At 54.3% G+C, this 23,988-nt stretch carries 22 protein-coding genes and 1 tRNA gene; 6 read left to right on the top strand and 17 right to left on the bottom strand.

The annotated features are described in order from the left end of the window. Positions 1-80 precede the first annotated feature (80 nt). Complete coding sequence (locus ACQ4N8_RS11825; RefSeq protein WP_430704558.1) at positions 81-1,619, top strand: sulfatase family protein; 1,539 nt, start codon at positions 81-83, stop codon at positions 1,617-1,619. Between the two features lie 381 nt (positions 1,620-2,000). On the opposite strand, the gene ACQ4N8_RS11820 is transcribed toward ACQ4N8_RS11825, so the two are convergent. Next, a complete protein-coding gene (locus ACQ4N8_RS11820; RefSeq protein ID WP_430704557.1) occupies positions 2,001-2,534 on the bottom strand; it encodes a chromate transporter in 534 nt (177 codons plus the stop codon). Positions 2,535-2,547: 13 nt separating this feature from the next. Next, a complete protein-coding gene (locus tag ACQ4N8_RS11815; RefSeq protein WP_430704556.1) occupies positions 2,548-3,183 on the bottom strand; it encodes a chromate transporter in 636 nt (211 codons plus the stop codon). 267 nt (positions 3,184-3,450) lie between these two features. Here ACQ4N8_RS11815 and ACQ4N8_RS11810 point away from each other — a divergent pair, with 267 nt between their 5' ends. The 3 genes from ACQ4N8_RS11810 to ACQ4N8_RS11800 all read left to right on the top strand — a co-directional run bounded on the left by ACQ4N8_RS11810 (position 3,451) and on the right by ACQ4N8_RS11800 (position 6,440). Continuing rightward, positions 3,451-4,641, top strand: a complete 1,191-nt coding sequence (locus tag ACQ4N8_RS11810) for an ROK family protein (RefSeq protein WP_430704555.1) — start codon at positions 3,451-3,453, stop codon at positions 4,639-4,641. Between the two features lie 263 nt (positions 4,642-4,904). Then, complete coding sequence (locus ACQ4N8_RS11805) at positions 4,905-6,155, top strand: anaerobic sulfatase maturase (protein WP_430704554.1); 1,251 nt, start codon at positions 4,905-4,907, stop codon at positions 6,153-6,155. A gap of 201 nt (positions 6,156-6,356) precedes the next feature. Beyond that, a complete protein-coding gene (locus tag ACQ4N8_RS11800; protein WP_430704586.1) occupies positions 6,357-6,440 on the top strand; it encodes a GTP-binding protein in 84 nt (27 codons plus the stop codon). Positions 6,441-6,518: 78 nt separating this feature from the next. On the opposite strand, the gene ACQ4N8_RS11795 is transcribed toward ACQ4N8_RS11800, so the two are convergent. The 13 genes from ACQ4N8_RS11795 to ACQ4N8_RS11735 form a co-directional block, all read right to left on the bottom strand. After that, a complete protein-coding gene (locus ACQ4N8_RS11795) occupies positions 6,519-6,839 on the bottom strand; it encodes a Fur family transcriptional regulator (RefSeq protein ID WP_430704553.1) in 321 nt (106 codons plus the stop codon). 51 nt (positions 6,840-6,890) lie between these two features. Beyond that, positions 6,891-8,024 (bottom strand): metal ABC transporter substrate-binding protein, encoded by a 1,134-nt coding sequence (locus ACQ4N8_RS11790; protein WP_430704552.1) that lies wholly within the window; start codon positions 8,022-8,024, stop codon positions 6,891-6,893. Continuing rightward, entirely contained in the window at positions 8,005-8,877 is an 873-nt protein-coding gene (locus ACQ4N8_RS11785) for a metal ABC transporter permease (protein ID WP_430704551.1), read from the bottom strand. The genes ACQ4N8_RS11790 and ACQ4N8_RS11785 overlap by 20 nt, the downstream gene beginning before the upstream one ends. Beyond that, positions 8,823-9,530 (bottom strand): metal ABC transporter ATP-binding protein, encoded by a 708-nt coding sequence (locus ACQ4N8_RS11780; protein ID WP_430704550.1) that lies wholly within the window; start codon positions 9,528-9,530, stop codon positions 8,823-8,825. The genes ACQ4N8_RS11785 and ACQ4N8_RS11780 overlap by 55 nt, the downstream gene beginning before the upstream one ends. 196 nt (positions 9,531-9,726) lie before the next feature. After that, positions 9,727-9,876: a 50S ribosomal protein L33 gene (gene rpmG, locus ACQ4N8_RS11775; protein ID WP_082672940.1), complete on the bottom strand. Its 150-nt coding sequence runs from the start codon at positions 9,874-9,876 to the stop codon at positions 9,727-9,729. A 238-nt stretch (positions 9,877-10,114) separates the two neighbouring features. Beyond that, positions 10,115-10,199: transfer RNA gene (locus ACQ4N8_RS11770), tRNA-Leu, on the bottom strand. A gap of 148 nt (positions 10,200-10,347) precedes the next feature. After that, positions 10,348-11,172, bottom strand: a complete 825-nt coding sequence (locus ACQ4N8_RS11765) for a carbohydrate ABC transporter permease (RefSeq protein WP_430704549.1) — start codon at positions 11,170-11,172, stop codon at positions 10,348-10,350. Further along, the gene (locus ACQ4N8_RS11760; RefSeq protein WP_430704585.1) at positions 11,165-12,058 is read right to left on the bottom strand and encodes a carbohydrate ABC transporter permease; all 894 of its coding nucleotides are present in this window, start codon (positions 12,056-12,058) and stop codon (positions 11,165-11,167) included. Before ACQ4N8_RS11760 ends, ACQ4N8_RS11765 begins: the two co-directional genes overlap by 8 nt. Beyond that, the gene (locus ACQ4N8_RS11755) at positions 12,058-13,410 is read right to left on the bottom strand and encodes an ABC transporter substrate-binding protein (protein WP_430704548.1); all 1,353 of its coding nucleotides are present in this window, start codon (positions 13,408-13,410) and stop codon (positions 12,058-12,060) included. Before ACQ4N8_RS11755 ends, ACQ4N8_RS11760 begins: the two co-directional genes overlap by 1 nt. 194 nt (positions 13,411-13,604) lie before the next feature. Next, positions 13,605-15,398, bottom strand: coding sequence for a sensor histidine kinase (locus ACQ4N8_RS11750; protein WP_430704547.1), 1,794 nt, complete (start codon positions 15,396-15,398; stop codon positions 13,605-13,607). Between the two features lie 3 nt (positions 15,399-15,401). Further along, entirely contained in the window at positions 15,402-16,949 is a 1,548-nt protein-coding gene (locus ACQ4N8_RS11745) for a response regulator transcription factor (RefSeq protein WP_430704546.1), read from the bottom strand. A gap of 301 nt (positions 16,950-17,250) precedes the next feature. Beyond that, on the bottom strand, positions 17,251-18,201 hold the full coding sequence (trxB, locus tag ACQ4N8_RS11740) for a thioredoxin-disulfide reductase (protein ID WP_430704545.1): 951 nt from the start codon (positions 18,199-18,201) through the stop codon (positions 17,251-17,253). 195 nt (positions 18,202-18,396) lie between these two features. Then, positions 18,397-19,299, bottom strand: coding sequence for a GNAT family N-acetyltransferase (locus ACQ4N8_RS11735; RefSeq protein WP_430704544.1), 903 nt, complete (start codon positions 19,297-19,299; stop codon positions 18,397-18,399). Positions 19,300-19,419: 120 nt separating this feature from the next. Between ACQ4N8_RS11735 and ACQ4N8_RS11730 the strand changes: the two genes are divergently transcribed. Beyond that, on the top strand, positions 19,420-20,364 hold the full coding sequence (locus ACQ4N8_RS11730; RefSeq protein WP_430704542.1) for a hypothetical protein: 945 nt from the start codon (positions 19,420-19,422) through the stop codon (positions 20,362-20,364). On the opposite strand, the gene ACQ4N8_RS11725 is transcribed toward ACQ4N8_RS11730, so the two are convergent. Beyond that, complete coding sequence (locus ACQ4N8_RS11725; RefSeq protein WP_430704541.1) at positions 20,349-21,230, bottom strand: class I SAM-dependent methyltransferase; 882 nt, start codon at positions 21,228-21,230, stop codon at positions 20,349-20,351. The two genes, ACQ4N8_RS11730 and ACQ4N8_RS11725, sit on opposite strands and share 16 nt — an antisense overlap. A 193-nt stretch (positions 21,231-21,423) precedes the next feature. Between ACQ4N8_RS11725 and ACQ4N8_RS11720 the strand changes: the two genes are divergently transcribed. Next, the gene (locus tag ACQ4N8_RS11720) at positions 21,424-22,218 is read left to right on the top strand and encodes a lipase family protein (protein ID WP_430704540.1); all 795 of its coding nucleotides are present in this window, start codon (positions 21,424-21,426) and stop codon (positions 22,216-22,218) included. An 82-nt stretch (positions 22,219-22,300) separates the two neighbouring features. Here ACQ4N8_RS11720 and ACQ4N8_RS11715 read toward each other — a convergent pair whose 3' ends face one another. After that, entirely contained in the window at positions 22,301-23,950 is a 1,650-nt protein-coding gene (locus ACQ4N8_RS11715; RefSeq protein ID WP_430704539.1) for a glycoside hydrolase family 5 protein, read from the bottom strand. Positions 23,951-23,988 lie beyond the last annotated feature (38 nt).

Here is a 23,988-nt window from a genome sequence, read left to right as displayed (position 1 = left end):
AAATGACAACTCATGAGTAACATAAGGATATTTATTTAACATTGATAATTCAATATTATCATAATAGGAGGGGATGAATTTTGTCTAGTCAACCTAACATTTTACTAATCACAAGCGATCAACAGCATTGGAATACGATCGGCGCCTTCCAACCCGAAATCTTCACGCCGAATTTGGACCGGCTAGTCCGGGAAGGGACGACGTTCGGCCGGGCTTATTGTCCGAATCCGACCTGCACGCCAAGCCGATCCTCCATCATCACGGGCATGTATCCAAGCCAACACGGCGCCTGGACCCTGGGCACGAAATTGTTGGAGGACCGCCATACGGTCGGGGAAGATTTCCGGCAAGCCGGTTACAAGACCTCGCTGATCGGCAAAGCGCATTTCCAACCCTTGAAATCGACTCCGGTATACGAATCGAAGGAAGCTTACCCGACACTGCAGGCTTTGGAATACTGGCGCAATTTCCATGGCCCGTTCTACGGTTTCGACCACGTCGAGTTGGCGCGGAATCATGCGAACGAAGCCCATGTCGGCCAACACTACGCACTGTGGCTGGAGGAGCAAGGTTGTGCCAATTGGCGGGATTATTTCCTCCCTCCGACCGGAACGATGGATCCCGCGCAAACCTATAAGTGGCCCATCCCGGAAAAATATCATTACAACACGTGGATTGCGGAGCGAACGAACGCCCGGTTGGAGAAGCACAAGAAAGACGGGGATCCTTTCTTATTGTGGGCCAGCTTCTTCGACCCGCATCCGGAATATTTGGTGCCGGAGCCCTGGGATACGATGTACGATCCGGACAAGCTGACGATCCCGTCGCTTACGCCGGGAGAGCATGACCGCAACCCGCCGCATTTCGGCTTGACGCAGGAGGAAAATCCCGACTTCTCCCATCTGATGGAAACGGGCTTCGGCATCCACGGCTACTGTTCCCATCATTATTATGAATACGGAGACAAGCGGCGATTGACCGAATATGACAAAAAGAAGCTGGTCGCCGTTTATTACGGCATGATCAGCCTGATGGACAAATATATCGGCCGCATTCTCGACAAGCTGGACGAACTGGGCTTGGCCGAAAACACCGTTGTCGTGTTTACGACGGATCACGGCCACTTCTTCGGCCAACACGGCCTACAGGCTAAAGGAGGGTTTCATTACGAGGATTTGATCAAGCTTCCGTTTATCGTAAGGTATCCCGGCCAGGTTCTCGCCGGTCGGCGTTCGGATGCGATCCAATCGTTGGTCGATCTGGCCCCGACGTTCCTCTCCTTCTGCGGATTGCCGATCCCGCCGGCCATGGCCGGCGTTGATCAAAGGAATGTTTGGCTCGGTAACCGGGAACGGGCGCGGGATCACGCCATCTGCGAGTTCCGCCATGAGCCGACCACGATCCATCAAAAAACGTATGTCGATGAACGCTATAAAATCACGGTATATTACAATCACACGTATGGGGAGATTTTCGATCTTCGGGAGGACCCGGGCGAACTGTGCAATCTGTGGGACGAACCGGGTTACGAAGGGCTAAAGACGGAGTTGCTGCTCAAGTACGCCTGGGCCGAGCTCGGCAAGGAGCCGATGCCGATGCCGAGGATCCATCACGCGTAAGCAGCGCCTGCTTTATAACCGCAAAAGCACAGGACCGACTTATCAAGACATAGCCCTGTGTTTATGATATTTGAGAAGGTCCGTCATGCCTAACGGACTGAGATGACCCTATTTGCTTATTTCCCGGACATTTCCCATTCTGACGGACAGGAGAGACCTTATTGGCTTGAAACTGGCTCAATAAAAAGCCAAAAACGCCAAACAAGGTCTTCGGTGTCCGTTTGTTTTTGAAAACGGTCCATTTCGCCGTAATAACGGCGGCGCTGGTGTCCGTTACAGAATTTCGCATCGCTCCAACTGGACGATTCAGGTTATGGTCTGCCAACATCGCAAAACACGTTCATATGACATGTCCCTGTCACTCACGCCTTCGGGCAGATGTCAGAATATCACAATGCCCGCGACGGCGGACAGCAAAATCACCGCAAAGGGATGGATTTTGTATTTGGACACCAAGAGGAGGCATCCGGCGCTGATCAACAGCGTACCGGCCATCGACCAGCTCAGCAGCGGTTCGCTGCGTCCGCTCAATCCAAAGTGAATGGCGGCGTAAATAATCAGCCCCGTAACGATCGGACGCAAACCGTAAAACGAAGACTTGACCCAATCGTTGCCCTGCAGCCTTAAGAAAAAGGCGGTAATCAGAATAACGATGATGAGCGACGGCAAAATGATGCCAACCGTGGCCATAATCGCTCCCAAAATGCCTGCCTGTGAATATCCGATCAACGTGGCGGCATTCGTGGCGATGGAACCCGGGGCCATTCCGGCCAATGCGACGATCTCCTGGAACTCCCCGGCATCCACCCATCCCTTGGCGGCCACCTCCCGCTGAATCAGCGTCATGACCGCGTAGCCGCCGCCAAAGGAAATAAGCCCCACCTTGATGAAAACCAAAAACAGCTGCCAAAGCATAGATGATCACCCTTCAGATGTAATATTCCGGAAAATGGAGCTCCTGTTTGTCCATGTTTCGTTCCTTTTCCGTCCGCACGGTCATCCCGAATTTTCGTTTAAACAAAACAACCGCGATCCCGGCGATCGGTCCCCCCAAAATAAGATAAAACGAATGAATGCCGGTAAATAACAGGAGTGCGACCGCAACGGCCGTAATCGCCAGTGTGGCCCCGTCCAGAACGGAGGATTTCCACATCTTTAAGGCGGCTAAGATGATTAGGGACACGACCGCGGCGTGAATGCCTTTCAATGCGGCCTCCACTTTCACATTATCTTTAAAAACCGCGCTAAGCATGCTCAGAAGAAAAACGATGATGAACGTGGGCAATGTAATTGCGGTCACGGCCGTCACGGCGCCGGGGATACCACCCAGGCGGAAGCCGATGAAAGCCGCGGAGTTGACGGCCACGCCGCCGGGGGCGGACCCCGAAATGGACACCATGTCCCCCATCTCTTCCTGGTTCATCCAGCCTTTTCTATGAACGATCTCCTCTTCGATCGTCGCGATCATCGCGTAACCTCCCCCAAACGTGGAGGGTCCGATTTTTGCAAAAGCGCAAAAGATATCCCATAGAAGTTTCATTCGCCCTGTCAGCGTGCGGTTCATCCGAACACACCCTTTTCTGTCTCGTTATACTACTAGTCTACAAGTATTATAACACATTAATTTCATTTTGGATTAAAGTTGTGATAAATATATAAAAAAGGGCGTTTATCGCTTGCCGTTAAACTCAGAAATCATGATTATCGCCAAACATAATTTCCATTTGATATTATGTTGATTATTCTGATGAAATTAACTGGAAATAAAGTGAAGTTGCCGCTATACTTGTGATATCCCGACTAATTAACTTGGAAATGGAGAACCGTACCTATGATGACTCATTCCAATCCATCGATAAAAAAACAGGTCTATGATCGAATTTCCTATCTCGGGACCGTCTCCAAGGCCGATTTGTTAAATCACTTTCCGCTCACCAGCAGCAGCATGACGCGCTTGCTTGAAGAAATGACCTCCCAGGGGCTGATCGTCGTCTCCGGACTCGGCAGCTCCACGGGCGGAAGGAAGCCGATATTGTTCCGGACCAATCCAACCTACCGCTACCTGTTCGGACTGGAAATTTCCCGCATTTATTCCAAGCTGGGACTGTACGATATGCACTTTAACACGTTGTCCCTGACCCGCTGGAAAATGGACGAACAGATGACGCCCGGCCTGTTTGTCGATCATGTTGCGAACAACGCCCGGGAGTTCCTGGCCAAGCACGGCATCTCGCCAGGCGACGTCTTGGGCATGGGGATTGGAGCGGTCGGTCCGCTGGATCAGCGGAAAGGGATCATTCTTGAACCGGAATTTTTCCCCGCTTCCTCCTGGAAGAACGTGCCGATTTGCGAAATGCTGACGGAGCGGCTGGGATTTCCGGCCAAACTCGACAACGGGGCAAATACCGCGTTAATCGGCGAGCATTGGGCGCTGCGGACCGAAAACATCCAGCATGCCCTTTACGTTCACGCCGGCGTTAACATTCGGTCGGCCGCGATGTCCGGCGGCCAGATTCTCCGCGGAGCCGTGGATACCGAAGGGGCGATCGGCCAAATGATCATCCAGGCCAATGGACCAAGACTGCGGGACAAAGGCAATTACGGGGCATTGGAAGCTTTCGTATCGGTACCGGCGCTGGAGGAACGCGTGCGCACCCAACTGAAAATCGGGCGCAGCAGCCTGCTGTCCGGGATTTCGCCGGATCAGGTTAACTTTGCTACGCTGGTTGGCGCCCTGGAGCAAGACGATCCGCTGGTTAAAGAGCAATTTTCGGAAACGGCCGCTTATTTGGGGATCGGGCTCGCCAACCTGATCAATGCGCTTCATCCCGAATACGTCATTCTGGGCGGCCCGCTCGTCGGCGCGCATCCGCTGGTCTTCGATGCCGCGCTGGAGATCGCCAAGAAGAACACCTACCATTATCCCGAATACAGCCCGGTCTTCACGCAGGGGCTGCTTCTCGAAGAGGCCGTGGCCACCGGAGCGGCCGTCATGATGCTGCAGGAGTGGGAAGGGAACTAGCGGTCAGCGATTAATCCAGTTCCTTGCAGCTTCGCGCCTCGCCTATGGCCGCAACCGCCATGCCGCCGCTTTGGCCGAGATGATTATTCCCGCCATAATCGGTCAAACTTCAACAGAGTTAAATCCATACTGATTTAAAGATTGGTGCTTCCACTCTTTCCTAGACTAGCTAAAAACCGATTTCTTTTAAACTTATTATTATTTTGACATAATCTTAACCGGGTGCTATCTTTAGAAATAAATTGGGACAAGGAGGGATCGCTATGTCGGGAGGATGTGTCACTAGCCGTCATTCCAACCTCGGCGTCATGTGGAAGACGGTGTCGGAAGACTGCAATTTGGCTTGCGATTACTGCTATTATAGCACCTGCGGCGGCAAGCCGGGACCCAAGATCAACCGGATCGATTCCGCCATTTTGGACAAATTCATCAAGGACTACATGCAGCACAGCCAAGGCGCAGCCACCTTTGCCTGGCAGGGCGGAGAGCCGCTGCTGGCCGGGCTCGAGTTCTTCGAAGAAGTCGTTTACCGGCAGGCGCTGCATGCCCCGCCGCATACGATCATCAGCAACTCGTTGCAAACGAACGCCACGCTCATTAATGACCGCTGGGCCTCTTTTTTCAAAACCTATAATTTTTTGATCGGCGTCAGCCTGGACGGGCCCAAAGAGATCCACGATGCGCGCCGGGTAAATGCCGCCGGCAAAGGCAGCTTTGACCGGGTGATGGCCGGCATCGAGCATTTGCGGAAGCATCAGGTGGATTTTAATATTTTGACGGTGATCCATAAGGGTAACGTAGGCAAAGCCAAGGAATTGATGGCGTTTTATCGTGAGAACGATTTCAATTATGTCCAATTCATCCCCTGCATGGATTTCCGCTCCCAGCAAGTGGATCAGCCCGGCGTTTATGAAATTACCCCGCAGGAATACGGCGATTTCCTGTGCGAAGTATTCGATGAATGGTACATGGACGGGAATCCGGAGATGTCCACCCGTTTCTTCGACAACATGCTGAGCGTTTACCTGAACCGGGAAGCGGAGCTGTGCGTCCACAAGGCGGCGTGCCCGACGAGCCTGGTGCTGGAGCAAAACGGGGACGCCTTTCCCTGCGACTTCTTCATCAACGAGCAGTGGACCGTTGGCAATGTGGCCACCGCCTCCATCGCGGACATGCTGGCTCATCCGAACTACGAACGCTTCCACCGGATGAAGCCGGCTCTGCCGGACAAATGCCGTTCCTGCGAATGGCAGAGGCTCTGCTACGGCGGCTGCCCGCGGAACCGTAAATGGAATCCGGAAGAAAACCAGGCCGATCCGGATTTCTTCTGTCAAAGCTACATGCAGATTTACGCTTATGCCCATGAACGGATGCAGGAATTGGGTGGGCGGATGCGTCAGGAGCTTTATTCCAGCAATTTGCAGCGCTATTTCGACGGGAAAGCTCCGGGCCGCAACGAACCTTGCCCTTGCGGCAGCGGCAAGAAGCATAAATTCTGCTGCGCCGCCGTGTAACCTTCGACCGGAAAGAAACATGAATGCCGGACCTCATCCTCATATTTTGCAGAACAAAGCTCCTAAAATTGCCGCAAGAGCAAATTTAGGAGCTTGTTCATTGTTAGGTTATAGAATTTGATAATCCATTCATCAACTTTTATAATTTAATAGTAATAATTACGATTAAACAACCTACCCTATGTGAAGGAGTGAATTTAGATGACATCTTTACAAGATCCCCGCATTCCCGTTACTGTCTTGACCGGGTTTCTCGGCGCAGGAAAAACGACGCTGTTGAAATGACCGTCATCATCGCCAGGATCTCGATCGGGGTGAGCGAAGCCATGAGCGGCCCGAATGGGTCGGCACCACCAGTCCGGATTACCAGCTGGCCTTTTTCTGGCACTTGATGCAGATCAGATGGTGATGATGGCGGTCCGGGCCGCATCTCAGCTTGAAGCGGATGCCCTCCGGAAAATCGAACTGTTCAATCAGATTGATTTCCGTCAGCAATCGCAGATTGCGGTACACCGTGTCGTAACTGACCCCCGGAAGAAACTCCGATATATAAGCGTGAACCTGGCGCGGCAACACGAATCCGGTGGAAACGGAGAACAGCTCCGCGATCCATCTGCGCTGCGAGGTAATACGCAAACCTTTGGACTCCATAGCTTGAATCATCCGATTCGGCTTGTTCTCCATCTTTCATCCCCCCGGTTTTCATATCACTTCATTCCATCTATGGGTATGGCGTTATTCGTTCAACGCCGCCTTCAGCGCCTCCAGATTTTGCCTCATCACCGCAATATAGTCGAGGCCACCGGCCATCTCTTCTTCCGTCAGGCCTTCAATTGGGTTCAGAACCGCCGATTGGGCTCCGATTTCACCAGCTATCGTATCGGATACCTTGGAAGACACCAGTGTCTCAAAAAAGATCGTCTTCACGTTATGCTCCTTCGCAAACTTGACGATGTCCGTCATTTGGGAAGCCGATGGCTCCTGCTCGGGCGAGAGCCCGGCGATCGGTACTTGAGTCAGACCATATTGTTTGGCCAGATAACCAAAAGCCGCATGTTGCGTAATGAAATCCTTGCGCTTGCTGTCTTTCAAGGATTCGGTAAATTCCTTGTCGAGTGCTTCCAGCTCGGCTACATAAGCATCGGCGTTGGCCTTAAAATGGTCTGCGTATTGCGGTGCCGCTTCGGACAAGCCTTTTTCAATGTTGCGAACTTCCTGAATCGCCAGTGCCGGCGACAGCCATACATGCGGATCCAGGCCCCCGTGATCGTGGTCGTGCCCGCTTTCTTCATGCCCCTGTTCGCCTTCTTCATGAGCATGCTCGCCTTCTTCATGAGCATGCTCGCCTTCTTCATGAGCGTGCTCACCTTCTTCATGAGCGTGTTCGCCCTCGTCATGTGCCTCTTCGCCATGTTCATGTTCATGCTCATGATCTTCGGAGCCTTCCATCATCTCGATTCCGTGGCTTGCTTCAATCGCCTTAAGCCCGTTGCCCATGGCGCTGTCCAGCACCTGTACCACCCAGCCTTCCATGCCCGCTCCGTTGTACACGATCACATCGGCCTCGGAAATGGCGGCCATATCCTGCGCCGTCGGTTCCCAATCATGCGGTTCCATCCCGGCGGGGACCAGATTCTCCACATTCGCCAAATCCCCCGCCACATGGCGTGTAAATTCATACATTGGATAAAAACTCGTCTTGATTTCCAACTTTTCCGCTTCATGCGTATTTGCGGATGCTTCAGGCGCTGCGGACGAGCCGTTGTTTCCCGCGGCATTCCCCGCCGTATTGGCGTTGGAGCCGCAACCGACCGCAACGAGCATCACCGATAAGGATAAAACGGTTAAACTATGTTTCCAAAATTTCATGTTTCACAAACTCCTTCTTTTTATATTGTCTCTTCACGCTGCGCCGCCCGCGAAGCCGCAGCAGCTTTTGCAGCAGCAGCGTCGTCAGCAGGAAAGCCAGCAGAATCAGTGAAATCGTCCCTCCCGGAGGCGTATCGATATAATAAGACAGACCCAGGCCGGAAAAAACGCCGGCCAATCCGGTACCGACGGAAATCAGAATCGCCGCCGAAAAACCGGAAGCGACGCGCAAAGCCAGCGAAGCCGGCAGCACGATCAATGCCGAAACTAGAAGTACCCCCACGACGGGTATGGCGGCGGCGACGGTCATCCCGGTCAGCACGGCAAAGGAAAACGACAACAGTTTTACCCGGACGCCGGATACCGCGGCATTTTCCTCATCGAAGGTCAGATTGTAGAGGGGACGCCGCAAGATGATAAAATAAAGCAAACCAGCCAGCGCCACGGCAGCGATCAGCAGCAACTGGGTATCGCTCACCGCCACAATGGAACCGAATAGATAGGAACTGAAGCTTTTGCTCCAATTTTGCTTTAGGCTCATCAGCACGACAGCAAGCGCCAGCCCCGAAGTCATAATGATCGCTACCGGCAGTTCGCTGTATGTACGATAGGAACGGCGAAGCTGCTCGATTACAATGCCTCCGGCAACGGCCACCGCAAAACCGCTGAGGGAAGGATTTAGATGCATCACCGAGCCCAAAGCTACCCCGGCCAGGGACACATGGGACAACGTATCCGCCATTAGCGCCTGACGGCGAAGCATGAGGTAAACGCCGAGCAATGGCGCGATAATGCCTATTAAGCCCCCTGCCCAAAAGGCGCGCTGCATGAATTCGTAACCGAACATCGCCATCCCTCTTCCTCCTTCCGCTCCAGTTGAATCAATGTATCGAGATACAGCGCCGTTTCCTCAAGACCGTGAGTGACCATAATGACCGTTCGGCCTTGCTGCGTTACGATATCCCTCAACAACTCGTAAAGCCGTGTCCGGCTTGCCGCATCGATTCCCGTAGCGGGCTCATCCAATACGAGCACTTGGGGTTCCTGGGCCAGCGCCCTAGCGATGCAAACACGTTGCTTCTGACCACCCGACAACTCTCCGACTTTTCGATCGCGGAACTCCCACATACCAACCTGTTTCAAGCTTCGTTCTACAACCTGCCGCTGTTCCTCCTTGAACCGGCCGAATAATCCCAAACGGGAATAACACCCCGAACGGACCAGTTCAATAACCTTGCTGGGAAAGCCGGAATTGAAAGAAGACACCTGCTGCGGCACATACCCCACTGCCACCTTTGAACCGTCTTCCCGGACGCGATTAAACCGGATCGTACCGCTCCAAGGTTTTATAAGTCCCAACATGAGCTTTAGCAAAGTGGTTTTGGCCGCGCCGTTCGGTCCGGCAATCCCGATAAATTGTCCGGCATGGATGTCCAGGGACAAGTTTTCGATGACCGGCTCATTCCCATACCCAAACACAACCTCGCGCATGGACGATAAAATCATATCCATCTCTCTTTTCTAAATCGTAATCATTACGCATTACGGAAAACATAATATCGTAAATATTACGATATGTAAACCCCGGTTGTCTCAATATCATTTAAATTCATATCCATCCCGATGAAGACCAGTTCGGTCATTCGATCCCCCAGGTCTTATACCGGCGTTCCTGTACTTCGGGTTCGCTGCCTCCCATTCATTAACGCGTCTCGCGGTGCAACGTATATTTTCTTAGCCGCGGACAATATTTGCGCAACTCCATGCGTTCGGGGTGTGTCTTCTTATTTTTGGTGGTCGTGTAATTGCGGTCTCCCGTTTCGGTGCACGCCAAGGTAATCACAACTCTCATTTCAAAACATCTCCTTTTTATTCGTAATAATTACGATTTAATCATTTTACTTGCTCTTCTCCCGCATGTCAATTCCTACGCATTCGAGCTGCAGATCGCATTTCCTTTCACAACACGGAGTGTGTGAGCAAGCTTTTGCCGGAGCCATTTCCACATGCATATTCGCTATGTAAATATGCAAAAAGCTCCTGAATCTCCATCGAAGGAAATTCAAGAGCTTTATTGATCGTTATGAAAATGCGGTCGAGAGGACTCGAACCTCCACGGGGGGTTAGCCCACACGGACCTGAACCGTGCGCGTCTGCCAATTCCGCCACGACCGCGTTTGAGTGTCGATGCAATGTTTTGCAGCAACGAAATTTATAATATCACGTACTTCCAAGCAAGTCAACACCAAATATTGGGGTGGGGAGGCCCCCCCCTACCAGCCGCTGATTGCGGCAGTTAGGGAGGTGTCCACTCCCCTGCCCGTTATTTGACCGAGCCGACCATCCCGGCCACGAAATGCTTTTGCATCACGAAAAACACGATCGCCGTCGGAATCGTCGAGATGACGATCGCCAGCATGATCAATCCGTAATCCGGCGAATAGCTGGAGCCGAGCGTCGAAATCAGCAGCGGTACCGTTTGCTTCTGCGGCGTCTGCAGCACGATCAACGGCCATAAGTAATTGTTCCAGCTGCTCATGAACGTGATGATCGCCGCGGCCGCATACGACGTTCTCATCGTCGGCACATAAACGTGGAAGAACAAGCCCAACTCGGAAAGTCCGTCGATACGCCCCGCTTCGAGCAGCTCCTTCGGAAACATCTTCGTGCTCTGCCGGAAGAAGAAGATCAGGAACGCCGTCGTCATCGTCGGCAGCACCACCGCAGCGAGCGTATCGATCCCGATGATCGGCACGAGGTTGGTGATCTTGCCGAACATGCGGTACAAAGGCACCATCAAGGCAGCAAACGGAATCATCATCGACAGCAGCAGCACGTTGAACACGATATCCTTCGCTTTGCTGCGGTAAATCTCGAAGCCGTACCCGGCCAGCGAAGCGATCAGCAGCGCCAGCAAAGTCGTGGAGACGGAGACGGTCAGCGAGTTTTTCAAAGCGGTCAGGATATCGACGGAATCCAACAGGTTACGCAGGTTCGCCATGAGGTGGGAGCCGGGCAGCAACTTGCCCCGGGTCACGTCCACGGACGGATTCGTCGAGCTGACGATGATCCATAGAAACGGGAAGATCGAAACGAACGCCGCGACGGCCAGGAACAGATAAATGGAAAGTCGTTTTACTTTAAGCATCCCGGTCACCTGCCACTTTGAATTGGATGACGGACAACACGATAATCATGATCACGATGGAATACGATACCGTTGCCGCGTACCCGAAATCCGCCGAATATTTGAACGACAGATTGTAAATATATTGCGAAATCGAAGAGGTGGCGTTGCCCGGTCCTCCCTTCGTGATGTTCATGACTTCATCGAACAGCTGCAGCGTGCCGATCGTCGAGGTGATCGAGGTGAACAAAATGATCGGCTTCAGCATCGGGGTCGTAATCCGGAAAAACTGCTTGACCGCCGAGGCCCCGTCTATTTTCGCCGCTTCGTAAATCGACGGATCGATGTTTTGCATGCCCGACAAATAGAAGATCATGTTGTACCCCGTCCAACGCCACGTGATGGCGATGATGATCGTCATCTTCGCCCAGAACGGATCGGTAATCCACGGGATCGGTTCCGGCACGAGATGCAGGTTCAGCAGCAGCGAATTGACCAGCCCGTCGCCCGCAAATAGATATTTGAAGATGACCGAATAGGCGACCAGCGAAGTGATGCAGGGCAGAAAGATCGCCGTCCGGAAAAATCCCTTCCATTTCAAATTCCGGTCATTCAGCATCACGGACAGCACCAATGCCAGCAGCACCATCAAAGGGACTTGAATCAGCAGGTAGATAAACGTATTTTTGACCGCCGTCAGAAACATCGAATCCGTAAACAGCCGCTGGTAGTTGCCGAGGCCGTTGAAGCTTAAGTTCGAGCCGGTACCGGTTTGGAACGACAGGATCAAGGCCTGAATCATCGGATAAAAATAGAACAGCACGATCATCAGCACCGCTGCGATCACGAACAGCCAGCCGACGACGGAAGCTTTCCAGCGCAAGGCGGCGGAGCCGGATGCTCTCATCATTGCAATTGCGATTCGGCTTGTGCCTGGGCGTCGCGAATGACGCTGTCGACATCTTTGCCGTTCAAGTAGTTCTGGATTTCAATCACTAGGATGTCTTCGATCGCGTAAGTATGCAGGCCGTAATTGACCTTCGGTACCTCTTCGGTCCATTTGGCGAAATCGGCGTATATCTTCTGTCCACCGAAGAAATCGTCGGCTTTATCGTAAGCGGCGCCGCTGGAAGCTGCCTTGAGCGAGCCGATCGCGCCGATGTTCTCCAGCAGCTGGGAATAAAATTCGCTGTCGGAGCCGAACGTTTCCGCCAGGAAATTCGCGGCCACGTCCTGACCGTCCTGGTTCATCACGTACCAGGAGCTGCCGCCGAGGCTGGAGGCATTGACCGAAGCGGCGCTGTTCGCCAGTTTCGGCGTCGGCACGACCGCCCATTTGCCGGATTGGGAAGCTTCCGCTTTGACGGAAGGCGTGATCCAGTTGCCGGTCGGCACCGTGGCGACGTCTCCGTTGTTGAAAGCCGCCAGGAATTGGCTCCAGTCCGAGTTCATTTTGACGATATTGGCGTCGAACATCGCTTTATACGTTTCCAGCGCTTCCTTGAGCACCGGATTGTCCGCCAGGTTCGGCGTTTTGCCGTCCTCCTTCAGGTACCAGCTGCCGGCCGACTGCGCCATTACCCGGATCAGCCCGAGGTCGTTGGGGTCTTGGGTCAGCATGTCTTTGCCGGTAACTTCTTTGATTTTCTTGCCGATTTCAATGTATTGGTTCCAGTCGATATTCGTCAGGTCGTCCACGGTGTAGCCGGCCTGTTCCAGGTAATCCGTCCGCACGTAAAGCCCCGTAGCGCCGGAATCGAACGGAACGCCACATTGCTTGCTGTTATAGCTCGTCGGCCCGATTTTGTACTCCGCGAAATCCTCCGCCTTGATCACGCTCGTCATGTCGCGGAACGCGTCGGGGTAAGCCTGCAGGAAGTTTTGCGCCCGATAATCCTCGATCAGCACGATGTTGGGCAGCCCTTTGGTCGTTCCCGAGTTGAGCCCGGTGTTCAGCTTCTGTACGATGTCGTCCTGCGCGTATTCCACGATGTTGACCTTCACTTCCGGATGTTTGGCTTCGTATCTTTCCTTGGCCAGGTTCAGCGCGGCGATGTTAAAGTTGGGGTCCCAGGCCCACACGGTGATCTCCTGGCTGCCAGCGGAACCGCCTCCGTTATTTCCCGCGCCCGAGCCGGTCGTATCGCCCGTATTCCCCGTATTTCCCGAACTTCCCGAGTTGCCCGAATTACCGGAACAAGCGGACACGGCCAGCATTAGCAGCATGCTGACAAGCATTAGCATCAAGCTTTTTTTCATTTTCGGTTTCATCCCCCTGCTCGATTTGTTTTTGAAACGCCCCCCAAGAAAGCGCTTCCTGTATCCGCATTTAGGATAGCATTGGAGCAAAACGGGCCGTTAGGAATATCTTTGCGCGGATTGGCGATTTTATTGTCCTTCTTAGGAAAGCGGATTCGCGGAAATGGTCATTTTTTTGGATTTTGGTAAATGGTTTAGATGGCATTCCCGGTTTCCCCAGGTTTCACGATCAGCGGAAGCACGATGCGAATTTTCGTTCCTTCCCCTTTCGTGCTGGAAATATGCACGCCATAGGCTTCTCCGTACAGGAGCTTGATCCGGTTATTGACGTTTTGGATCCCGATGCCCGTAAACAACTGGCGCCCGCTTTTCGGATTCGGAAGCAAGCGGGCCTCCTCCTCGCCCAGTTCCATGCCGTCCCCGTTATCCGCCACCTCGCAGACGAGCGAGCTCTCCGTTTTGGAGATCAAAATATAGATCGTTCCCCCGTTTTTCACGTTGAAGGCATGGAAAAAGGCGTTTTCGATAAACGGCTGAATGATCAGCTTGGGTACCTCGTAACGGATGCAGTCCGGAGAAACGAAATAGTTGACCTTGATCCGCTCGCCGTAACGGACATGGTTGATGAACACGTAATTTTTCATATTCTCAAGCTCCCGCTTGATCGTAATCGTTTCGCTGACATTGCTGATCGTGTTTTGAAGGAGCGAGATGAGCGCATTGATCGTTTCCGCGGCGGTTTCCTTGCTGCCTTTTTGCACCAGCAGCTTGATCGAAGCCAAAGTATTGTACAGGAAATGCGGGTTGATCTGCCGCTGCAGCGCGGCCAGTTCGGCGTTCCGCTGCTCCTTTTGCGTTTCCAGCAGCCTGCGGATATACTCGTTCAGCTCGTCCAGCATGTAATTGAACGCCTTGCTTAGTTCCCTGACCTCAAAGCTTCCGCTCACCGCGATATAGTTGCCGAAATCCTTCTTCGTGATCGTGGACATCAGCCGGACGAGGCGCGTCAGCGAAAGGGTCAGCCGGCGGGAGATGACAAACACGACCAGCAGCGCGGCCGCGATAATGCCCAGGCAAATCAGCGCGATCGACCGAATGTTGATGATCTGCCCGGCGGTATACTGTCGATCGATCAGATTTACGAGATAAAAGTCGTACGAGGGCAAATAATCGGCGAGAATGATTTTTTCTTTATCGAAGACGGAGCCGCTCTTATAGTCCAGTAAGTTGCCGGCGATCGTCCGGACGTCGTCCAGCAGCTCCGGCTCCGAACCGCCGATAAGCTCCGCGCGGTTGCTGGAGACGACCGTCCCGGACGGATCCAGGACCAGCACATCGTTGCCGTCGCTCGTAAAGTTGGCGTAAAATTGCTTGAACTCCGCCTCCCGAATCGAGATATACAGCATCCCGTAACTAAACCCGCTCGTCCGGTCGACCAGCGCCTTGGAGGCGATGATGAACGGCTTCTCTCCCTCCCCGCCGTCGCGCCCGTCGTATTGGTACATCACGCGGCGCGGCTCGGCCGCGGTGTGGCGGGTCAACGGATCGCCGGCCAGTTTCCGGGCCTGGACCGGCCAGTAATTGGGGTCGGTCGAGTAGCTGCGCCCGTTAACCCCGATGATCGTGACGGCCACGTCGTACGCCCCCAGATTGGACGCGATTTGCTCCATCTGCTCCGACATGCGGTAATACACCTTCGACATCGCCACCGAATCCTGCTCGCCGCCGGTCAAATACGTCTTCACCGTGCCGCTTTGCGCCGCGTAAGTGACCGCGTTCACGATGGAGTCGTTGAAGGAATCCAGGCTGGTGTTGATCTGCTTCAGCACTTTGCCGTTGGTGATGCTGAACGTTTCGGCAAACAACCGCTCCGCCATGCGGATCGTGATCAACGAGGTGAGCAGGCAAACCGCGACAATGCTTACCGTCATCACGACGAACAGCTTGGAGATCAGCCGCTGGTTACGGAATTTTTCAATCAGATTCATAACTTATCCCCTCTTGCCGAGAGACTGCCTGCGGTATTCGCTCGGCGACATCCCCGTGTGCTTTTTGAACACCTTGGTAAAATAGCTGTGATCCGAATAGCCGACCCGCCCGCTGATTTCCGAAATGGACAGTCCGTCCGAACGCAGCAGCGCTGCGGCTTGGGAAATCCGAATTTTGTTCAGATATTCGCTGAACCCCTCATCGTTGTGGGCGGAAAAATAGCTTGATAAATACGACGGGTTAAAGTGAAAATGCCGGCTGAGCAAGCTTAAGCTGAGCGGCTCGCCGTAATGCTCATCGATGTATTCCAGCAGCTTCTTCATATTGCCGTCGCCGGACTGCGGCAAGCGCGCGGACGCCAGCTTCTCCGCCTCGCCCAGAAAAGCGCGCAGCGCCTTCACCGCGCCGGCCGCATCCGCCGCTTCATCGATCGCTTTAAAGTAGGCGTATTTCATCTCGTCCAATTCCTTCACGTCATGCTGGATATCCGCGATAATGATCGTCACGGTAAACACCGCGTTGCCCAGGAACGACTTGAATTCAAACGGGGACTGCCGGTAATTTTCCGCGGCTTTGGCAGCGTAATCCCGCAGCCGCCCGAAAGCCGTCATGATTTGTCCCTTTTTCAGTTCGGCGGCCAATTCCTTCATGTCAAACGGCTGGAGCGCGGGGGCCGGCGGCAGCTCATCCGCCCGCAACACGATCCGGTCCGGAAAATAAAACCGGTAGGACAACAGCTTTTGCCACTCCTCCCGGTAAATCTCTCCCAGCTTGCGCAGCTCCGTAAATCCGCCGCTGACGGCCCAGACCATCTCCGGCACCGCCTGCGATCTGGCCAGCGCGAATCGATGCACCGCGCTCGTCGCCTCCGCCATATGCCCGCCGGGTAGATTCGCCAGCAACAGCAGCCGGTTGCCGCCGGTGGAGATCGTCTGAGTCGCCACCGGGAAAGGCAGCTCCTGCAAACCGTCCGCCAGCCCGGTCATGTAACTATCCCAATCTCCGGCGCCCCGGCCAAGGTCCGCCCCCGCCAATAGAAAGCCGTCGTGCGGAAACCGGTCCGCCAACCGTTCGCCCCCCTCCTCCGGCTCGTAGCCGGCAAGCAGACGCTCCAGCAGCCGGTCTACCGGCAACACGCCGTCCGGCGTCTCCTGCAGCACGAGTCCGGGGATTTTGAGCGCCGTTTTTTGCAGCACCTGCAGCAGTTCCTTCGTCTCCAGCTTCGGCTTCAAAATATAGTCCGCCACCCCGCTCTGGAACGTGGAGCGCACATAATCGAATTCCCCGTAGCTGCTCAGCACGATCACTTCCACCCGCGGGTAATGCGCCTTGAGCACGCGGGTGAATTCCTCCCCGTCCATGACCGGCATCACGATATCCGTAATCACGATATGGGGCGAGAGCCGGTCCATCAGCTCCAACGCTTCCCTGCCGTTCGAGGCCTCGCCGACGATCCGAAACCCGTGCTGCTCCCAGTTCAGATGGTGTTTGATCCCCTGACGAACGAGAAGCTCGTCGTCGACGATCAGCAACCTGCACAATTCGCTCATCCCTGTCCCTCCCCATGCGAATCCATCGTAAAGCACACAATGACAACGCTTACAATTATCGAAAATCGATTTGTATGTTCTTCAAATTATATATGCTAGCACAAGTTAATAAAACGGAAAAGAAGCCGCGCTTTATCCAAGGCGGCTCCCTTATTTCGCATTTCCTTATTTTCCGGCTTGCCGATCGTCGGCCTATTCACTTGGATCAATTCTTCTTGCTGTCGATCCATGCCTTCAACGGCTCGCGGGTGCGAAACCCGGAAATTTGATCCACGGCTACCCCATCCCGGAACAGTAAAAATTATTGCGTAACCAGTTCCTCCGCTTGAATCGGATGTTCCTCCACGAATTTTTCCAGATCCAGTGCGGCCATCGCCCCGCTTCCCGCCGACGTAATGGCTTGGCGGTATTTAGGATCTTGGACGTCGCCGCAAGCGTACACGCCCGGGATTCCGGTTTCCGCGGTTCCGGGTTTGACGATCAAATACCCTTGCGGGTCGGTAGGCAATTGGCCCCCCAGAAACTCGGTATTCGGGTGATGCCCGATCGCTACGAAGATCCCGTCGGCTGCGAACGTCTCGACTGCGCCCGTTTCACTGTGACGAACCTTCAGCCCGGTAACCCCTCTCTCGCCGGAAACGACTTCAAGCGGCGTTTGGTTCAAGCTCCATACGATCTTTCCGTTTTGGCGGGCACGATCCTGCATGATTTGCGAAGCTCTCAGCTCATTTCTGCGATGAACGATGCGTACCTCGGAAGCGAACTTGGTCAGGAAAATCGCTTCCTCCATCGCCGTGTCGCCGCCGCCGACGACGATGACCTTTTTGCCGCGGAAGAAAAAGCCGTCGCAGGTGGCGCAGTTGCTTACGCCCCTGCCGATATTTACCCGCTCGTTCTCTATGCCGAGCCATTTGGCCGAAGCCCCCGTCGAAACGATCACCGCTTCGGCAAACAACTCCTCCCCATTGTCCAGAATCAACCGGAACGGCCGTTTCGACAGATCGATATGGTTGACCCGGCCGCTCCGGAAACGGGTTCCGAAACGCTCGGCTTGTTTTCTCATGTTATCCATCAATTCCGTACCCAGGATGCCTTCCGGGAATCCCGGGAAATTCTCGATATCGGTCGTTTGCGTCAATTGGCCGCCGGGCTGGGTTCCTTCGATCACCAAAGGCTCCAGGTTGGCTCTCGACAAATAGATGGCAGCCGTCAGTCCGGCAGGACCGGTTCCGATCACAATCGCTTTGTGCATGCGAAGCACCTCCAGTTCGTTATATATATTATATAACATTAAATTGTACTCAATTCAATAGCTAAAAATGCAATCTGCTCTCCATCAAACAAAAAGCCCGCAGATCGCTCTTTCGAGCCGTTTGCGAGCTTAATGCACGGGATTATTGGCCGATTTGAAACTGGTCTAGATGGAATCCGGCCGGACCCATGCGGTTCAGCGCAAATCCAGCCGGTAATTCACCGCATACTCCGCTTCTGCGAATCCCTCTTGGAGGTACAGCGCCTTTGCTCTCTCATTTTCCGCGTTGACGCACAGGATTGCCCGGGCATAGCCCTGGTCTTTCCCGAACTGCAAGGCCCTACGCAGCAGCAATCTGCCGAGACCCTTCCCCTGGTATTCGGGGATAAGCGCCAGCGGGCCGATATTCATGATCGGCGTTTCGTTGTATACGTCGTCCGAGCAACGTACGATGCCGACCGGCCGGCCCGCGAAGCTGAGCATTAGCATGCCGCCCTCCAAGTAGTCCGCTTCCCGGGGATACTTCGCCACCATGTCCGGCGCGATCGGGGTCTCGCTGCCCTTGAGCTTGGCAAAACCGGCGTTTCGCACCAGGCACCAGTCCGCCTCATCTTCTCCCGGGCGAAAAGCACGGATCTCATAGCCTTCCGGTAAAGTATATGCTGCGGAAGCCAAAGGTTCGTTTACCAAGAGGCAAGAATACCGTTCCACCTGAAAAGCGAGTCCCGCCACGGTCTCCATCAACTCCGGATTTACGGACGGAACGAAGATAAACATCTTCTCCAAGCCCTCCCCATGCTTGACGATCTCGGTAAGCAGGCGGCGGTAAACGGCCGGGTCGGCCGTCTCGCTGTGAAAAATGCGGAAGCGGGCCTGATTGCCCTTCCGCTGGTAAGCATCGGCGATAATCGAAGCCGCGCCGACGATGCGTCCGTTCCGGTCCACCGCGATATACGTCGGGTGCTCCTCATGAATGCCGAATTCGGCCAAATCATCTTCGTACAGAAAGGAATCATCCACCTCGTTGCGATGTCTCCTGCAGTAATCCTTGAAGCCGTCCAAATGCTCCGGACTTAATGCCTTTACTTCCAAGCTCACGGTCTCTCCCCCGTTCTTTCTTTATTGGTTTTGAGCTATTTATTCGCGGTCGGCCCTCCTGCTTCCTCTTATTTCCTACAAGTGCTAGTATATCGTTAACGGGATCAGGAGGGGAAGAGGATGAAACGTCAGTTTGAGGAAGCTTTATTTCAGGCATCGCTGCCGGATTTGCAGCGCATACCGAAAAGTGATTTGCACAGTCATGCCGGCCGCGGCGGAAGCATCGATTACATTCGACAATGGGCGCAAGCCCCCATAGAGCCCCCCAACCGGCCTTTCGACTCTCTCGGCGACATGCAGGCCTGGTTTGAGGCGAATATCAAAGCTCATTTCCGGGGTGTCCAAGGCTACTTAAAGCGGATTGAAGCTTCCTTTGCCCAAGCCGGCAAGGATTGCATCGAGGTGCTGGCCTTGGGTTTCGGCCTGGATGAAATCGGCGCTTTGGGCGGAACGAAAGCGTTCATCGCAACCATAAACGAGCTGCAGCGGCGTTATGCCCCGAACACGGCTTTTTTTCCCGAGTTGGCGTTGGGAAGGGAAAGCCGGATCGAGGATATTTTAAGCGAGCTGGATGAGGTTATGTCTTATTCATGGTTCAAATCCATAGACATTTGCAATAATGAATTCGCCCAGCCGATCCGTAATTTCAAACCGGCGTACAGGCTTGCCAAATCCGCCGGCTTGCGGCTCAAAGCGCATGTCGGTGAATTCGGAACCGCTGATGATGTCCGGGAAGCCGTGGAGGAATTGGAGCTGCATGAGGTCCACCACGGCATCGCCGCAGCGAAGTCCGTCCCGGTCATGCATTGGCTGGCCGACCACGGCATTCGGCTGAACGTGTGCCCGACCAGCAACGTCATGTTGCGCGTGGCGGACGGCTATGCCAATCATCCGATACGCAAGCTGTTTGATCACGGTGTCCCGGTCACCGTAAACACGGACGATCTTCTGATTTTCAACCAAAGCGTTTCGCAGGAATACCTTAACTTGTTCCAAAGCGGACTGATGTCTGCGGATGAACTTGATTCGATCCGGGAGACGGGCCTACGTTATTCCATGTGCTGATCCTTTAACCGCACCAGTACTTTGCCGAACAGTCCCCCCTGTACGACCGGAACCGCTCTTTCCGCATAGGTTTTCCGCAGATAAGCTTCCGCTTCCCGGAGCGACCCGGAATCGGTCGGCAACCCGAAGGAGGAGAACGAGCCCAACGTATGTTTCACCGCCATATCCAGCGGCATGACCGTCGGCTGCGTTTCGCGGGTGACCAGCGCCTGATACGCGTAGCCGTATAGGTTTAGTAGCTGGGTAATATACGCCATGTCGGACGTCGGTTCCTGGGCCGGAACGCCAAGCACGGGACGGAGCTCTTCGATGAGATTATGCTCCTTCGGACCGGCCGTCGTGCTGATGTAACAATAGCGGCTCGCGCAAGACAACGCCTTCTCCACCATGTCCCAGCCGAAAATCGCCGGACACATCGAGGCGAAAACCAGGTCGAATTTGCCATGCCATCCTTTGTCTTCAATCGATACATCCTCAAACGGCTCCTGAACGATATCCACGTTCCCCTTAAGCGCAGGGGTAATGCCCGCTTGCAGCAAAGCCGCGAGCGGCGCCGAGGGTTCAACCGCCGTTACGCAGGCTCCTTCCTCCGCAAAAGGAATGCTGAAGCCGCCGGAGGCAGCCCCGATGTCCAAGACGGCTGCCTGATCGAACGCCACCCCTTGAGCCTTGAGCCATCCCATGATTCTCGCGCTGCGTTTCCGCCCCTCCTCATTAAATGCTTTTTCGTGAAAAGATCGGGCCTTGACGTCGGTGTCAAATGAACGCGTCGGCTCCATTCCGGCGCGCCGCATGCGATTGACGCTGGCCTCCGGGTCGTTGATCCACGCCTTTTTCCAAAGTTCCGGGTCAAATAACGTTTTCATGGGCATTCTCCTTCGAATATATTATAGATATAATGTATCTATAATATACTTCGTAAAACGATGCGCGTCAATCTGCAGGCTACAGTAAACGCGGTAGCCCGTGATGTTCAATTTCCCGGTTCCGCCGCGCTTGCAAGTAGGCACCTTTCCCGCCGCAGCCTAGTATAGTGTAAGAGAGAAAGGAGGGTGCGCCATGCAATTGGATACGGCCCAAATACAAAGAGCCCTCTTATTGGCCGCGATTTGCAGCCAGACGTACGAGCAATTTGCCAACCCGGACGGATCGTTTGTCCTCCCGGATTCCTATTCGCTTTACGATACGATCGAAGCCAAGTCCCTGGTCGGCTTATGGGAACGCTTCGGCTTTATCTTGCACTCGCCGGATGAGATCGTGGTCGCCTTTCGCGGCACCAGCTCAACAACCAACTGGATCGCCGACGTCATTGCGACCCAGCAAAAATTCAAGTGGAGCAAAGAGGCCTGCCTGACCCATCGCGGATTCACCGGGATCTACGCTTCGGCCCGCAGGCAGGTGATGTCCGCGCTGCGCCGGTTGCCCGAGAACAAAACCTTATACGTGACGGGTCATAGCCTGGGAGGTGCGCTGGCCACGTTATGCGCTCTCGATATTGCGGCGAACACGGAACGCGTGCCCGTGCTGTTCACCTTCGGTTCGCCCCGCACCGGCGATCCCGACTTTGCGAAGGCGTGCGCGAATCATGTTCCGAACAGCTATCGGATCGCTAATGTGTTCGACGTCGTCACGCATGCACCGCCCCATCTTTTCAAGCTGCCGAATCAAGAGAAAACGTACTATTACAGCCACGTAGCTATGGCCTGCCCGTTGGATTTCCCGAGCATGTCGCTGTCCTCCAATCACGGCATCGGAAGCTACTTTGCGCAGTTGGGCCGTTTGGAGTCGGATTTCGCCGCACAACTCGCCGCACATCCGGGATTTTGTCCGGCTAACGAAGGGGATGCCTGCTGAATCCATAAACAATACGATCCCCGCCAATACCCCATCTAATAGAATGGAGAGGTATTGCGGGGATCTGTCCACGCCTCTATGTTCACAATGCGATTAATTCAACCCATTCCAAACGGACCGCTTGCCGTTCCGCCCGTATCCGCACGTTCAATCGTCCCGGTTCTGTAGGAATTACGATGTTAAGACCGGTTTCCCGCCAGCTGTCCACGCCGCCGGTTATTTCCACGCTACCGGCTTCCCGTCCGTTTACCGTAACCTTCACATCGGCCGCCCCATGGACGGGACCTGCTTTCATCCGTAGCGCCATCTTTCTGGACTCCTGACTTGGAGACGCCGAAAAATCATATTCCAACCAATCTCCCTCCATCAACTGAACGAACAACATTTGGTCGGAATTGCCCCGTCCATGCCAGAAAGCAGGCCTCTCCTCCCCGCTCTCCATGGAGCGGATGTCCGTGCCATCCTGTGTGCGGAACCCCCAAGGATTCTCCTTGCGCCCCGCAGCACCTACTGCAAAACTGACTCCTTCCCCTTTATACCCGTAAAATAGGGCTGGGACCCGGACCGGCGCTCTCCGGAACAGGGACCGGACCACATCCTCGTGATACACACACCGTTCTAAAGGAAGACAATCCAAGAATTCCCACAGGATACGTTCAGCAACCGCCTCGTCCGGACGCTCTCCATCCTCCAAATAACGGATCAGCAACTGCCAATCGTCCGGTATACGAATCGAACACGGAGAATTCCGGGTGTCCAGCTTTTTCCACGGCCAAAAGTTCCACGAGATCTCATGATCCTCGAACAACTGAAACGCTCCGGCGTACCAATCGTTATTGTTTTCTCCGCCTTCGCCCATAAAGATCGGCACGTTCCATTCGTCCCGCTTCTCCAGATAGGGGCGCAGGCTTTCCGTATCGGGATTGCTCCAGTATTTATGGAATTGCAGCATCAGATTATCGTCTATTTTCTCCATAAAAACGGACCAATCCGTCGCCCAGTGCGCGCCTTCCAGGATGATCATATGGCGTGCGTCCACTTCCCGGATAGCCTTAACAATCTCCTTGTAGAGCGGCATCAGCCGGTTATTGTATTCCGCAAACCAATCCGGCAACGGCTCGTTCAGCAGATCGTACCCCGCCACGATCCATTCATCCTTGTACCGTTCTGCGAGCACCCGCCAGAGTTGGACCGTCAGCCGTTTATACTTCTCATCGGCAAACAGGTCGGGATGATCCCGCTTCGAATCGTCGATGTTCGCTCCCGTCTGGCCCCCTGGCGCGCCGTGCAAATCCAGGATGACATACAAGCGGTGATCCTTGCACCAGCCGATCATCCGGTCGATATGGGCAAGATGCCGCTCCTTGATCCGAAGGGGCTCTTCCTCGTCTTCCATCAGAAAACGCGCATTGATCGGAATCCGTACGGAGTTGAAGCCTTCCGCCGCAATCCGCTCGATGTCCGCCTCCGAAGTATAGCGCTCGTAATAGAGCTCCCAGAACCGGCCGGCCTTCTCCGCACCGATCAAACCCTCGATCATCGCTTCGATCCGTCTGGGTCTGTCCCCTTCCTTCGGAAATTTCCACATATAGCCTTCCGGCAACAGCCAGTTGCCGAAGCCGACGCCCCGAAGCAATATTTCACGGCCTTCCCCGTTCACCAGCCTAGTCCCCTCCGACCTGACAAAACCGGCTACTTCACATTCGTGTTCGGCTCCAATATGTTTCGGCATCTTCTCTTCACCACTCCCATTTCCCTGATCATAGACCC

The sequence above is a fragment of the Paenibacillus macerans genome, assembly GCF_050565405.1.
GTDB classification, from domain to species: Bacteria; Bacillota; Bacilli; order Paenibacillales; family Paenibacillaceae; genus Fontibacillus; species Fontibacillus macerans_B.
This window is presented reverse-complemented; position numbering and strand designations above follow the sequence as displayed.